Source organism: Chitinispirillales bacterium ANBcel5 (assembly GCA_029688955.1).
GTDB lineage: Bacteria > Fibrobacterota > Chitinivibrionia > Chitinivibrionales > Chitinispirillaceae > Cellulosispirillum > Cellulosispirillum alkaliphilum.
Window position 1 is genome coordinate 73,480 of sequence record JARUKZ010000008.1, and the last position, 15,394, is coordinate 88,873.

The 15,394-nt window shown below is 44.2% G+C and carries 11 protein-coding genes and 1 pseudogene; all 12 read right to left on the reverse strand.

All coding sequences use genetic code 11. The features are described 5' to 3' along the window. Positions 1–40: 40 nt before the first annotated feature. Positions 41–892 (reverse strand): metal ABC transporter permease, encoded by an 852-nt coding sequence (locus tag QA601_06220; GenBank protein MDG5814663.1) that lies wholly within the window; start codon positions 890–892, stop codon positions 41–43. Continuing rightward, positions 889–1,515, reverse strand: a complete 627-nt coding sequence (locus QA601_06225) for an ATP-binding cassette domain-containing protein (GenBank protein ID MDG5814664.1) — start codon at positions 1,513–1,515, stop codon at positions 889–891. The genes QA601_06220 and QA601_06225 overlap by 4 nt, the downstream gene beginning before the upstream one ends. After that, positions 1,512–2,420 carry a metal ABC transporter substrate-binding protein gene (locus QA601_06230; protein ID MDG5814665.1) on the reverse strand — a complete coding sequence of 303 codons (909 nt, stop codon included), beginning with the start codon at positions 2,418–2,420 and terminating at the stop codon, positions 1,512–1,514. The genes QA601_06225 and QA601_06230 overlap by 4 nt, the downstream gene beginning before the upstream one ends. After that, positions 2,417–3,709: a hypothetical protein gene (locus QA601_06235; GenBank protein MDG5814666.1), complete on the reverse strand. Its 1,293-nt coding sequence runs from the start codon at positions 3,707–3,709 to the stop codon at positions 2,417–2,419. Before QA601_06235 ends, QA601_06230 begins: the two co-directional genes overlap by 4 nt. Beyond that, positions 3,693–4,232, reverse strand: a complete 540-nt coding sequence (locus QA601_06240) for a hypothetical protein (GenBank protein MDG5814667.1) — start codon at positions 4,230–4,232, stop codon at positions 3,693–3,695. Before QA601_06240 ends, QA601_06235 begins: the two co-directional genes overlap by 17 nt. A gap of 116 nt (positions 4,233–4,348) precedes the next feature. Beyond that, positions 4,349–4,771, reverse strand: a complete 423-nt coding sequence (locus tag QA601_06245) for a hypothetical protein (GenBank protein ID MDG5814668.1) — start codon at positions 4,769–4,771, stop codon at positions 4,349–4,351. A 396-nt stretch (positions 4,772–5,167) separates the two neighbouring features. Beyond that, a complete protein-coding gene (locus QA601_06250; GenBank protein ID MDG5814669.1) occupies positions 5,168–7,621 on the reverse strand; it encodes a PAS domain S-box protein in 2,454 nt (817 codons plus the stop codon). Beyond that, positions 7,587–7,970, reverse strand: a pseudogene (locus QA601_06255) (mechanosensitive ion channel). The gene QA601_06250 and the pseudogene QA601_06255 overlap by 35 nt, the downstream one beginning before the upstream one ends. A gap of 255 nt (positions 7,971–8,225) precedes the next feature. After that, a complete protein-coding gene (gene nagB / locus QA601_06260; GenBank protein MDG5814670.1) occupies positions 8,226–9,017 on the reverse strand; it encodes a glucosamine-6-phosphate deaminase in 792 nt (263 codons plus the stop codon). A gap of 250 nt (positions 9,018–9,267) precedes the next feature. Continuing rightward, on the reverse strand, positions 9,268–12,582 hold the full coding sequence (locus tag QA601_06265) for an AAA family ATPase (GenBank protein MDG5814671.1): 3,315 nt from the start codon (positions 12,580–12,582) through the stop codon (positions 9,268–9,270). Between the two features lie 12 nt (positions 12,583–12,594). Next, a complete protein-coding gene (locus QA601_06270) occupies positions 12,595–13,833 on the reverse strand; it encodes an exonuclease SbcCD subunit D C-terminal domain-containing protein (GenBank protein ID MDG5814672.1) in 1,239 nt (412 codons plus the stop codon). Between the two features lie 411 nt (positions 13,834–14,244). Continuing rightward, positions 14,245–15,393: an ATP-binding protein gene (locus QA601_06275; GenBank protein ID MDG5814673.1), complete on the reverse strand. Its 1,149-nt coding sequence runs from the start codon at positions 15,391–15,393 to the stop codon at positions 14,245–14,247. Position 15,394 lies beyond the last annotated feature (1 nt).

Here is a 15,394-nt window from a genome sequence, read left to right on the forward strand (position 1 = left end):
GTTGACCACTCAGCATGAGCTGTTTGAAAGTACTAAAAAATCAGGGTCGTTGGGAGCGACGGCCTTTTACATATCCAACACCAACAACACCTGTTCTGAGCACCATGCCCAAAACTACAATTGCCACCGATGCGCTATAAGCGGGTGGTATATCCGCTGCTACTCCTGCAATAAAGCCAGTGATTGAACCTGTAAGCCCCATTACTACCGCGATGAGAAAAAAGATGCTGATCGAGCTCTTCCCTGTATCTGAGAGTAACGCCGGAAAGATGAGCAGTGCAGATGTAAGCAAGGGTCCGATAAAGAGAACTGAAGCAGAGATAAGTACTGTAATTATAATCCGGTAAAGAATAGTGAACAGGGAGAAGTGTACTGTCCTCAGACGCATCAATTCTTCATCAATACAGTAGGAAAAAACCGCATTTTTGAAGAATAAAAGCAGCACCCAAACAGAGAGACACAGAAATGCAGTTTGGATAAGTTGCCACATTCCTAAGGAAAGCAATTCACCGGTCAGTAAAAAGCTTAGATGATTGTGGGCTTGTGTAGAGATACTCATCAGTAGATGTGTCATTACACTTCCACCGGCAAACAGTGAGGCCAGGATTATCTGGCGCTTTATTCGCGAAACCCGAATGCTACCAAGAATTGACACAACAACAAAAGCTACGATAAACGAAAACGTTATAAGAGCAATGTGATTTTCTGGTGAAAGACCTAAGGCAACACCTAAGGTCAAAGCAGCTCCTGTCAGCGGAGGCAAAGCGATAGCCAACATCACTTCATTTCTCATGTAAAGAGCTGAGCCGACTGCGGGTAAAATGGTGGCAAACACTGACAAAACAAAAAACGGTACAAGAACAAACTGAAAGGTAAATAGAAAGTCACTCATTTTTTTACATTCTCTTCAAGTTGTATACGCCTGGCTTCCTTTGCCCAATGTGGTGCATGCGATGTGGCAAGCACAGCCTTGTCCTCAGAATTAGTAAGCTCCACAAGCAACTCTTCGAGCACCATTTTAGTAGCTTGATCGATATTTGCAGTGGGCTCATCAAGTATGATTAACCTGGGATCAGAAACAAGGGCTCGTGCTAAAAGTACACGACGGCGTTGCCCCCCGGAGAGAGCACCGTAGCGATTATGACCTTTAGTTTCAAGACCTACTCGGTTCAATACATATTTTATAGTTCTCATCGATACACCCCCAAAGGGGAAAGTACTCTTAATTACATCTATAGCCGTTATAGGAGCACTAAGCTCCACAGCGGCATCCTGGGGAACATAGCCAATCTCAGCTCTGGGTATATTTAATGAAACATCACCTTTAAAATGGGCTCCCATTTTCAAAAGGGCCCTGATAATAGTGGATTTTCCACATCCATTTGAACCATCTAAAACGACAAACTGTCCGGAAGCAAGCTCGAAAGATATGTTAGAGATTACTGGAGTGAAAATCATTCCTGAGAAGTACCCAAAGCTCGAATCCCTGATACTGAGAAGAGGTGATGAGGTCATCTATCCGCTCCCAAAGCCTCAAGCAAAATACGGTTATTATATTCCTGCAACTGAAGCCATGTTTTAATCTCTCTTTTAGCACCCACCGCATTTGCTATTTCAACAACCGGAAGGCCAAGATTGCGCGCCAGCCTTTGCGGTATTCTCGGTGATTGAGATTGATTATGAATAATCAACTTTACGTCACGTTTTCTTGCCTCTGCTTCAAGACTTCTCAAATGTGCAGCTGTGGGTGAAACACCTGCTTTGGGTTCGATATGTCCGATTATTTCCATATCGTAAAATTCAGCTAAATAGGGCAGATCAGGGTGATAATCAATTACGGCAATGCCGCTAAGGGCAGAGCTTCGCTCTTTGAGAACTATGATAGTACTGTCAATCTCTTCCATATAGGAACCAAGATTTGCCTTGAACAGTTCTCTGTGTTGAGGAGCAGCAGTAGATAGTGCATCATAGATATTTTGAGCCATAACAGTTCCGCATTGCGGTCCTATATTGTAATGAGGGTTACCTCTGGGGTGCTGTTCACCTTCGCTGCGGTCGATAATATCCGCAATACCTAAAACAGTAATCCCCTTATACACCTCTACCCACCCCTCTCTTCCTTTCATAATTTTAGGATTACGGGCTTCTTTCACAAGAGCAGGTAACCAAGCATGTTCCGCATCCAGCCCAAGGGTGAGCAGAATATCTGCTCTGTTAAGGATGGGCAAAAAACTTGGTCTGACCGGGACCGCATGAAAATCTTCACGTCCCGTGGCAAGGGTAGTTACTTTTATTTTATCCCCACCGATACGCTCTGCCATATCGCCCAGATCAGGAACAGAAGCAACAACATTCAGTTTACCTGCTCTGAGAATCGTTAGCGGCATAAGTACAACTAATATACAAAGTATGATTTTCATCTTTGCCTCCCGTGCGTATGATATCCAATAGTAGCATCATACTGAAGCATAATGCGATTCACCCCGTCTAAATATCCCGGATACTCATAGCGGCTGTATTCAAGACGTAAATACTGAAAGTGAGTAATTACAAACGTTATATATCCCCCGGCATGAATTCTTAGATCGTTATTGAGATCGTTAGACTGAAACAGACTCCCAAACCCTCCAACATGCCACTGTTCTGTATGCTGATAGTCGATGTGAGCGATTCCGCCGGTTCGAAACCCTTCAATAATTTGGCTTGTAGGGTACAGACTTTCATAACTTTCCTTACTGCCAATTACTTCAAACCCCAACTGCAGGTTACGATATTGATTCGCGTGTAAAGGGTGCCAGAAAAAGGTTACATCTGCACCCCATAGTAATTTATTATAGAAGTCTGGAAAACCTTGATCGGAACGCGAAGATTGTTTCCATTGTCCCTGATATAATATACTGCCTCCTACATCGGCACTCAGCTCTGTGCCAAATTCAAAGCTGGTTGTTATACGACCACCGTAGGCATAATCTTCCGGGCTTCTTAGCCCCCTGTAAACAGTAGGGTTGTTGGGGATCGGTAGATTCAGTCCCAGTTTTTCATTTGCTATTTCATACAATTCGCTCTCATCATATATATGGCGATCCTCATAGTCATAATGGCCACCGTGGGGAACCGCGCCGATCATTTCAGCAACTCTATCTGCAGTAAAATATTGAGCGTTATCGGGCGGATCGAAATCGTGGGTATGCCCATCAATAAGGTCATAAACCGAAGCAGTAACCTCTAAATAATGGGGTATTGGTACCAACCATGATAACTCTATACCTCTAAGCCCCATCATACCTCCGGCATATTCCCTGTGGATACGCGGCTCAGATATAAAGGGCAAAGCATGGGTATGAAAACGGTTCCACCTGCCAAAATTGGCCAGCATCAATCCGCCCTTTAATTTAAGATTAAACGGCAACAGCGGGAATTGAACAAATGCCTCATGCAATTCTGCTCCTTGTTGGGAAAACAGTACATTTCCCACCAAAGAGGCGTAGGGATCTATATTGGCACTGATTATCAATTCCGCCTCTCGCAGGATGAGCCCCGGGCTCTTCCAGGAACCCGAAGCATCATGCACATCAGTGACAGCATCTACAGTCAACCCAACGTTTGGATTTTGCCACGTTGGAGATACTTGTGAACCTAAAACCGATGTAGCCACAAAGGCACCAATAATCAAAGCCCGGAACGACGTTCGATTAATGGCTATGCCCATGGCTGCCCTCCTCAATAATTACTTCCACAGTATCAAATGCTGTGGGCCCAATTTTTATAATGTTTTCACCAGGGTTTGCACTAAAAACAATCGCTTTTTTTATCAATTCACAACCAGTCTCTTCGGCGATTTGCTGTGCAGTGAATGTTCTCTCAATTTCTGATTGTGCAACACCTTCGGCTGTGCTGTTGGTTATTTCAAGCGGCACATCTTCGCTGGTCATTACAAACACATCTCCGGTGATATCGGGGCCTAAATAGATATAGCCGCCTTTACCCCCCTCTATATCGGTAAGAACGACCCTGAAGAGCGTGTGGTAAAAATCCTCCAGTTGCAGACCAGGATGAGTTGAAGCAGCCTCAATGACCACCCCTTCATCGGTCATGTGATCACACCCATGCTCGATTATACCGAAATCGCTGTGGTCACCATGAACACATGTTGATGAGTCATTGCAGCCAGTAGCCCATAAAACAACTATTGCTATGAAAAAAACTTGTACTACCATATGTATAAATTTCATTGTATACTCCTGTTCTGTATTTTTGTTTAGACAATAGGAATTAACGCACAAATAGCTTCTATCTGTTTAACAATGCTTATCTGCGATCTTAAAACTTATTACGGAGTTGTTACAATTCAAAACAGAGGTGGAGCACGAGATCCGGGTAGTAGATAGGAGATGTCTGAAAAAACTACAGTTTTCTTTGGCCTGATAGTACTTTGAAAGTGGTAAGAGATGAGATTGGCGACTTGAAATAGTGCTGTATTTCGTTTAGCCATTGCCTGCCACATGCATGGGGAGCATAAATCTTTTTTATGCTTATCATCATTGCACTCAGGGGCAGCAATTTGTTCAAATTCAGTGTACTCAGAGTGATTACATATATGTTTTTCTTCACTGCAGGTTTCATGCTCATTAAACCCATGATCATGAAATGCAGGTAAATGGGAAGTAATACTGATAAAGGTATATAGCAGAATCGTCAGAGCAACAGTTGTTTTAGTCTGGAATTTATACCTCGTTTTATTATCATTATTCATGATTTTAAAATAGTTCATGTTCTCTTATCTACCCAACACGAAAGTGAAACATCTAATTATTTTAAACTTATGCTTCCTATTGTTTTTAAGTTGCGAACTTTGCTGCTATTTGTTTCCACAACTTCTATGCCATAATCATTGTTTTTAAAGGTAAAATAAAAGAAGCTATAGCTGATACTACAGGCGAAAACGACAGTGGAAAAGTAACTGGTCAAAAAAAAATGTTTGCGTTTATCTGACACACGATCACCCGTTAGCCCCAAGTGTGCAACGTCTATTGATCATAGAAACTTATAAGAAAAGTGGGTACCATTATTAAAACGATTTTTCATAGCGACGGCGACACGTAAGTTTGAAAGATCGCTTCATCCCTAACCGCAGCGTCTGTTTACCTCAGCCCCCTGAGCCTAACTCTTAGGGCAAAGTAAAATAAAACACAGCCCCTTTATCAGGCTCCCCCTCTGCCCACACTTTACCCCCATGGCGCTCAATAACTCTTCGTACAATAGACAAACCGACCCCGGTACCACCATACTTTTTCTCTGCATGTATACGCCTGAAAGGTTCAAAAATGATCTGTGAAGAGCCTTTATCAAACCCTATTCCATTGTCCCTGATAAAAAAGCGTTTAGTGCCATTGCTTGTAGTTGTTCCAAATTCAATTCTGGTAATAGGGCGTGTTGAGGTAAATTTAAAGGCATTTCTGAGAAGATTTTCGAGTACCATATGTATCATACCGTCATCTGCCCTGGCGTGTACATTATCTTCAATAACAAACTCCACTTCTCTTTGGGGATGATCTTTTTTCAGCTCCTCTGTAATCTCTTTTACCATAGCACTGAGGTTAACATCATCTCGGTTTACCTCTTGTCGGCTGACGCGTGAAAGCTTAAGCATATCATCTATAAGCCGCTGCATTTTTTCTACACCATTTTCGATCCTGCGCAGGTACTCCTGCCCCTCTTTATCCAAGCACTCGGCGTATTCCTCTAAGATAATGTGGCTGAAAGACCCAATGATACTTAGTGGATTTCGCAGATCATGGGATACAGAGTAGGAGAAGGATTCCAGCGAATGGTTAGCTTCTTCGAGCTGCCACTGCATACGAAACAGTTCAGTTACATTGCGCACGATTTGTGCTGCGCCCATGATTTGACCCTGACTATTGCGAAGGGGATTGAAACGAATGTCATAAACCTGTTTTTTCTCTTGTGTGGGACCAAATTCCTTTATCTCCCTAAAGGCTTCTCCTTTCATTGCCCTTCCCCACAGTTTTTTTGCCTTAGCCTGCTCCTCCGGCCAGGGTGCCATGACATCTAACATACTCATTCCCACTTTTACCTCTCTTCCCCAATACTTATCGAAATCATGCCTGAATGGTTCATTTAAAAACAGAAAACGAAAATCCAGATCCTCTGCTGCAATAAGATCATCTGTTCCCTGCGCAATGCTGTAAAGGAGTTCGTGTGCCCGACGAAGCTCCTCCTGAGACCGATTGCGTTCTGTAATATCCACAGCAGAAGATATAAACACCTTCGTGCCCCCCAGCTCAACAACTTCAGCGGAAAAGAGCAGATCTAACGTTTCACCATCTTTGGTGCGCATCACCGTATCCTGAAGGTATACTCTGCCTCCTGAAACGATTTGTTGTTTTACTCTCTCCATCGCCTCAGGTGTGGTGATACCAAGCTCCAGAGGAGAATGCCCAATCAGCTCACCTCTTGAAAACCCGGTAAGGTTACAGAAAGCATCATTAACATCCAAAAATTTGTCATCCTCAACACGCATCAGCGAAATTAAGGCCGGGCTGCTATAAAAAAAATTAGCGAACTTGGTTTCGCTTTCATAAATTTGACTTTTTGATACTTTGGCTTGCTCTGTTAGATCCTTCCAGTTGCCTATGGCTCCTATTATTTTAAATTTTGAATCGCGTATCGGGGCCGCATCTACCTGAAGATGCTTTGTTTGCCCGTTAGTTTTGAGTGCCAGTTCGTTTCCACTATACACTTCACCGGTAATTACTGCTTTTGAAAGGGGTATATCACCAGGACGGTTCAGTCGTAATCCATCGGGCCACTGAAGGTTAAGCTTTTGAAGCAATGCAGTTTCGCTTGAATTTTGTAAGTCAATAACCGGTACACCTAGTATTTTTTCCAGGTACCTACTGACTCTCAACAGCACATGATTAGAATCGGTAATCATGATACCTTCAGGAATAAACTCAAGCAAAGCATTTAGCGCAGAGGTACTTTCTTCACATTCTCTTCGTACATTTTTCAGTTCGGTGACATCATTACCGTCAATAATGATTTCAACCACCTCTCCTGATAAGTCACGTACAGCTCTTGCACTCCAGGAAAAGTTGATTATGCTGCCGTCCTTTCGTACCCCTTCACTCTCGTTGTGGTAGTGCTCATAGGGACTTTGCAATAGTTCTCTTATGAAAAAATTGTTTTTTCCATCATCAGGTATAATGGTACCTACAAACCGCTTTCCCATAAGCTCTCTACAGCTGTAACCAAACACTCTTTCGCTGAAATGGTTAGACTTTGTGATTAAACCATCACGGTCAACAGTAATAATAACGCAGCTTATCTCTTCAACCAATTGGTGGTACTTATGTTTTGATTGATGTAACTCTGTTGTATCCTCTATTGTAAGAAGAAATATGGCGGGTACCTGCCCCCCCATTTTCATAAATCTGGCATTAAAATGCAGCATTTTCTTGCTGTTCTCTTCAAAAAATTGCGCCTCTGTATATTCTTTTTCACATTCAGAATTCTTTAAAACACTAAGCAGCTCATGAATCACGGGGGTATCAAAAACCCCCTTTTTAAGCGTATAGAATGGAACCAACGATTTTATCACTAAGAGTCCAGTTAATAAGGGGGTTTTCTATCAGGTTACTGTTGGGAATAATAAGGTGCTCGTTATTGGGTGTGCGTATACGGGCACTTCTAAGACCGATCCTTTAAACCGTTCCAATTGAAGTGTTTAGTTCGATAAGGTCACCTGTTTTAACCGGCCGCTCCACAAGGAGAACAAGCCCACTGATAAAATTTTTAATGATATTCTGACTTCCAAAACCGAACCCCAGAGCAAGTGCACCACCCAGGAGAGTGAATACTGTTAATGGAACCTGAACAATATTAAGTGCATATAAAGAAAAAAGTAACGATAACAGGTAAAAGGAGAGCTTCCTACCTGAGAGCAACATATATGGTTCTTTGTTTCTTACTACCATAAATGGATAAACTTTTTTAAGCTGTAGAAACACCTTTTTAATTAAAATATATAATGCATTTCTGCTGGTGTCTGATAAAGAAGTGAAAGCCAGCTCCTAACACAAAAAGTCGTTTTGTTACAACGATTCAAATAACCTACGAAAGGAACCACTTAAAACAAAAACAGCACAGGCCCCTTTTGTAGGACTCATGCTGTTAACTTGAATTTGTTACTGTAACTTATCAGTTTACCTTCCCACTCTCTTTTGTACCATATGTTTGTTATCCCGAACCCAATTGTAGTACTCTTTTCTGGTAAGCTTTGAAGCAGCGTCTTCATCAAGGATTACCGTTGCATAACAGTGTAGCTGCAGGGCCGAAGCGGTTACCTGAGAAGTCACGGGGCCTTCAATAAACTGCGCAACCACATCAGCTTTGCTCCTTCCGTTCGCGATAAGCAGAATTTTACGTGATTCCAGAATTGTTCCAATTCCCATTGTTACCGCAAAACGTGGTACTTCATCAATGTGATTGAAAAACCGCGCATTGTCTTCGATTGTCTGTTTATAGAGAGCCTTTACCCTTGTGCGGCTGGCAAATGACGAACCGGGTTCGTTAAACCCGATGTGACCATCCCGTCCTATGCCCAGTACCTGAAGGTCTATACCACCAGCTTTCTGTATCTGCGACTCATACCAAAAACTAAATTGCTCAGGATCATCAATATGCCCCTGAGGTACAAACACATTTTCCTGGTTAATATTAACGTGCTTGAAAAAATTCTCCCGCATAAAATAGTTATAGCTGTTAACATGTAACGGAGCAAGACCGACGTATTCGTCAAGATTAAAGCTTTTAACTTTAGAAAAATCCAGCCCTTCTTCATTATGCAGGTTAATGAGATGCTTGTAAGTACCAATCGGTGTGTCTCCAGTAGCCAATCCCAACACCAAATCGTGTTTATTCTTTATCTCTCTTGCAATATATTCGGCTGAAACTCTGCTCATATCCTCATAATCAGATGTGATGATTATCTCCATGTATGGCTCCTTTATTCAGATTGGGGATTAAACGAGTGGGGATCGAAGTCTTTTTTAGAAAATATTAATCAGCAATAGTGAAAATGAAGAAAAAAATGTTTTTTTTGCATAGTTTCTCTGCTGATTTGAAACCTGCTTACTTAGTATCTGTACTGAAGTATACACTATGATACTGGAATTGTGTATCTATGCCCTAACGAACACTATAAAGGTAACTTTCTGGGTTTAACCCCCTTCAGCTTACCCTAAATTATACTGCCAAAGTAGACTCTTTCTCTGTGGCCCGCCCTATATCTTCGTTTTCATTCTGATTTTTATCTCTTGAGTTATACCTTGCACACCCCGGTCCACCGAGCACACTGTGACCGCCCGAAACCGGCGTTACGCTTATCTGTGTACTGATCTGCTCTTTTAATGCACTAACATGGGAGATTATTCCAATCAGTTTGCCATCCTGCTGAAGCCCCGAGAGTGTTTCCAATGCAGTTTCCAAAGCTTCCTCATCCAGGGTACCAAAACCCTCATCGAGAAAGAGTGAATCCACGCGAACCTTGCGACTGGCCATCCTGGAAAGCCCCAGTGCCAGAGTAAGACTTACGATAAAACTTTCTCCACCCGAGAGATTCTTTGTCGAACGGATCTCGCCAGCCTGATAGTTATCAATTACATTGAGCTCGAGGGGTTCCTGGTCATCACGAATAAGCAGGTATCGATCGGTCATATTTTGAAGCTGACGATTGGCGTGGGACACCATCAACTCAAATGTCAAACCCTGAGCAAAGTTACGGAATTTCTTTCCGTCTGATGATCCAATCAACCCGTGCAGCTTCTCCCAGCGCCGACACTCCCCCTTCTGAGCCTCTATCAGGGACTGTTTCTCCTCGATACGTTTTTTTGCTGCAACATTCTCCCTTAACCTATGATTAATGCCTGCAATGGTTTCACGCATCTGTTTCAGTGATAACTCATATTCTTTATGCTGCAGCTCAAGTTCTTCCAGTGGTGTAGCTGTAGTAACTCTCTTATTTTCTGTTGCCAAACGTGTTTCACGGTCCATTTGTTTCGCCCTGATCTCTGTTTGCCGGTCATCCATCTGTTTTGCTTTTAGAGAGATAGTCTGCTGTTGGTCCGTACTCAACCGGGCTTCAAGAAACTCCTTTTCATCAGAAAAGCCCAAACCTTCCAGTGCTGCATGTAGTTGCGATTCTGAGTTTTTCAACTCGCCATTTCTAATGACTATAGTACCTTTTAGTGATTCCACAAGGGTTTGTGCAGCGTTGAACTTTCGCTGAACCTCCTCTTTAGCCACTCTGACTTTTTTTTCTTCCTCCTCAGCATCACTTATAGCACGGTTCAAACATTGTTCTTCATAATTGGGCCTTTTCTCACCAAAGAGCGCCTTACGCTCTTCCACTCCTGCAGCAAACTCTTTTTTTAGAGCCTCAAGCTTTTTATACTTTTCATCTAAAACATCATCTTGGGTCTCGATAACCGCATCCAGGCGCCTCAGATCACTTTCCGAAGTTGCAATCAATTTCTCTATATCACTTTTTCTGTTTGCATGTGACAACCAGCCATCAAGACGTTTTTTTAATGATAGAAGCAGTGAAGAAACATCGCTGATCTCGGTAATACCAAGGGGCTTAAGCCTCTCAGACGCAGCCACTTTTAAGGCGGCTAACTCAGATCGTTTTCTCTCCAGGCTCTCCCTAAGCTCAGACACCGCTTTACCGGCAATCCCTTTCTCGTGCTCCGCGGCGGCTTCACGCTTTTCACATTCAGTCAGAAGCTTAAGTGCTAAAGCGTGCTCCTCTTCAAGCTTCCTTATGGCAACCTCCTGATTCTCTGCCTGTTGTATTATTCCGTTAAGCGATTCAACTCTCTTTTCAGTCTCATCGGGGACAGGAACATTACCCTGTGCAAATGGGTGCTCGTGTGCCCCGCAGAGCGGACAGGGTTTTCCATCCTCAAGTCGTGAGCGATGATCCTCAAGCTCTGAGATCTTTGCCAAAAAAGCCATCTCCCGAAGCAATGTATCCTTCTCTGTTCGATACTCACGCAGCAATCGCCCTGCCAGCAGTTCGCTTAGAGTTTCTTTTTTATGCTGCAACCTTTTTACTATGTCATTGAGTTCCCGGCTACGTACCTTACACAGTTCCTTGCTCTCTTCTGATTTTTTTGTCGCCTCATCCAGTACGCCAAAAGCTTTTTTCTGCTCAGTTTCCTTTTGCTCAATTTCCTTTTGTCTGGAAAGAAGCGCTCCCAGCTGCTCCTCTACCCCAGCCAGACCACTGACCAGCCACTCATCGTGTGAGTGTTCTGATAAATACCGATCCGTATTCTCCAAAGACCGCTTTGCTGTGGTAAGTTTTCCTAACAGCGTCTTTCTTTCCTGTTTGTCCCGATGGATCTTTTGAGCATCTTTTTTGCAACCATCCTCACACTCTTTTATAGCTGTTTTCTGCTGCCATAGCAACTGATCAAGAGAGCGGACTTTCTGAATAACCGGCGCCGCGGTTTTAAGCTCCTCTTTTGCTTTGACTATGTGTTTCTCAGCCGACAACAGCCGTTCAGCAAAACTACTTACAGCCTTTTCCAGGTCAGGAAGCGCCTCCTTCTCTTTTTTAAGCGACTGCTGATCATACGCCAACTGATTTCTTAATCCTGTGACCGACGCATACATACCATCCAGTGACGCTGCCTTCTGTGCACGGGCAAGCCTTTCACGCTGTGGTTTGAATGCCTCGATATCACCTTGCAATCGGGACCATTCATCAGAAAGACCGACCAGTTCCTTTTTCAGCTCTTCGACCGATTTCAGACATGTAATCGCTTGTGCAGCTCTATTTGCTTTATTGGTTAGGTCTTGTTCCTCTTTTTGCTTCTGTTCAAGTTCCTTCTGCAGCTCTTTTTCGAACTCAGGCTCAAGGATCACAATGCCTTTTGTTTCTGCCTGAAGCAAACTGAGTTTTTCACGTTCATCACGTTGCCGCTCATGAACACGTCGTGAGATTTCCGAATAGATCTCTGTACCGGTGATCTGTTCGAGGATCCTGGATTTCTGCTCAACATCAGCTTTAAGGAAGGTGTCAAAACCTCCCTGTGCTAAGAGTATCGACCGTGTGAACCGGTCAAAGTCCATACCGGTTTTCTCTTCTATAACAGCGCCCACCAGACTCTTTTTTGTCTCAATAAGTTTACCGGTATCTCCATTGGCGATCTGATGTTCCTGATCCTGTAATTTGCCATCAGTCTTTTTACGTGCCCGACGCTGCTCCCAGTGGCACCGATAGCGACCGGCCTGAGATTCAAACAGCACTTCTGCATAGCATTCACCGGTTTGACGTGACATAATCTCATTTGCACTCTTTGTAATCTTTCCAAGCCGGGGTGTGGCGCCATACAGCGCAAGACACAGTGCATCAAGGATAGTTGACTTACCTGCACCTGTTGGTCCTGTCAGTGCAAATATGCCGTTTGAAACATATTCCGGATCGGTGAAATCAATAATCCATTCACCATAAAGGGAGTTAAGGTTCTTAAATCTCAGTTCAAGTATCTTCACAATCAGCCGCTCCTATTCTGCGTTCCTGTCATCTTCTTGAAGAGACCTGAGTATTTCGTTATAAGAAAGCGTCAGTTCCTCCCGGTCTTCATCAGTAACATCAAACGCATCCATGCAACGGGCAAAGACATCTCCTTCATCCAGATCATCAAGGGTTTCTTCTTCACAGATATTATTTATGACCCGATCAATTGCCCTTCTGTTCCTTATCCGCCTTATTTCCATTGTAGAATCAGCTATTGCTTCATCGAGCATATCCCTGAGATTACCAACAACATCTTTGCCTGTATACTCAATTTCCAGCCATGCCCCACTGTTTTCAGTTTTAAGCTGTTCGATCGTTGTGAGAATATCGTCCAGTGATCCAACGATTCGAATCAATTGCTGAAAAAGCGGCACCTTTATCTCTTTTATATCAGGTGCGGTGCCGTTAAAATCCACAACAATCACCTTTTTTTCATGATTTGCTTCGCCGTAGCCCATCGGCAGAGGTGAACCACTGTAGCGTATGTGCTCCCTTTTCCCAACTACCTGAGGGACATGAAGATGTCCGAGCGCAAGATAGTCTATCGATGATGGAAACAGATCGATCCCTACATGGGCAAGTGACCCCACGTAAAGCTCACGTACTCCGTCGCCTTCAACAGTTTTACCCCCCGCTGTAAAGAGATGCCCCATAGCGATGAGTGGAACGTTAGTAAAGCCCATCTTTGAAAACTCCAAACGTTTCTTCTCTGCAACCGCACAGACTGTCTCGTAGTGGCGTTTTACTCCATCGATGAGCCGGGCATTTTTATCATCAATTGTTTCTCCCGGTAAAGCAGTGCGGATATCCTTGTCGCGCAGATAGGGTACGGCACATACGATCGCCTCAGGCGTATTGTTGTTAAGTAGGCATAGCACTTCATCCTGAGCAGATTCTGTCATGGAGCCGATCACATGTACATTAAGAGCCCGCAGCAGCTCTTTGGGCGCGTTTAGAAATGATGGCGAATCGTGGTTACCGGCTATAACTACGACATGCCGGCAGCGACTGTTTGAAACAGTACAAAGAAAGCGGTAATAGAGCTCCTGAGCGCGATTTGCGGGTGTGCTGGTATCAAACAAATCACCGGCCACAAGCAGAGCATCAATACGCTCCTGCTCAATAGTTTTAGCCAACCAGTCCAGAAACGCAGCGAATTCATCATACCGTTTTCTGCCATAGAGCGAGCGCCCCAGGTGCCAGTCTGATGTATGAAGGATCTTCATGGCTCCCCCGCTGATCGCTTGTTGTTTTTACTTTGGCAGCTTCTTTTGCCGAGCTGACGATGTAGCTTCATAGAGTGCATACGCTCCTGAGTGGTAGTTTGGGCGTTTTCCCGGTTAAGTACCTAATAATATACAAGGTGCCCGGTGTTTAATATTCTGTTTAAGGCGTTTTAGTTTATGCTTTCGATGATTAAAATGGAGCTGTTTTTTGCAGGGGGAAGATCGGCTCTCAAGTCGTGGAACGGTCTTTGTGGCAAAAGGCCCCGGGGAACTGAGGTAGTGCATTTAGCGTTTCCTGGGCGGAGATTCAACAGATCCGCCCCTCGGCTACGCTCGGGGAACTGAGTTAGTGCGCTGCACGGCAAGCAGATTCAGCTAGCTTCCTTAGAACTGAAAACACACCCTCCCCCTCTACCCACCTTCCTTCAGGGTAAAAAAGAATGTTGCACCTTTGCCACTCTCACTCTCTGCCCAAACACTCCCCCCATGACGCATTATGACTCTCTCCACAATCGCCAGCCCCACACCTGTACCTTTAAAGTCCGAATCCGCGTGCAGTCGCTGAAAGGGAGCAAAGAGCTTCTGAGCGTGCTTCATATCAAAGCCCGCACCGTTATCCCTGATAAAGAAAACCCGTTGTTCGTTTTCTTTAACAAATGAGCCAAATTCCACGCGGGGACGCTCGGTTTTAGCAGTGTATTTCCATGCATTTGACAACAGGTTCGTTAAAGCGACGCTCATTAACTGCCGATCCGCGCGCACCCGAAGCCCCTCTTCTATGCTGACCGTAACCACCCTGTCGGGGTGTTCAGCTTTTAACTGCCCGATCGCCGAACGAACCATTTCGCTAAGATCGAGTTCTGAGATATCCATCTGCTTACGCGATATCTTTGAAAGCGCCAGCATGTCATCGATAATGGTATTCATCCGCTGCGCACCAGAGTGGATCATTCGAAAATAATCCTGGCACTCTTCACTCAGCTCCTGAGAACAATCTTCAATGATAATATCAGCGATGCCTCGTATGGATCTGAGCGGATTACGCAGATCATGGGCAACCGAGTAGGAAAATGCTTCCAGCTCCTTATTAGCGGATAAAAGAGAAGCCTCTGCCTCCCTGCGTCGTTTCAGTTCTTCTGCGATACGGTACTGAGATTCACGGGAGCGAAGAGCCGAATGAACCGCCGATAAGAGTGTGCGCTTGAGTACCGGGCGCTCCAAAATAGTAGTGTTAAGTCCTCTGACACCGGTGTTGATAATCGCCCACGTTTTATCTGATGTAAGCCCTATACTTGCCATAACAATAACCGGCAAATCGGACCATTCAGGTTGCTGATCAATAGCTTCAGAAAGCCGCGCGATATCCGCCATTGAAAATACCTCTTCCGCGATGAGCGCAGCACCCGCACCTGTACTGATTCTATCACACAACTCTTCAAATGAATGGCAGACGCGACACTCCAGACCATCCTTAACAAGTACATTTTTTAGAACTGAAGCATCTTCCCCTGCAGGAGCTAAAATGAGAACAGTGTGTTTGGTAGGGAGACAATCAGCCATA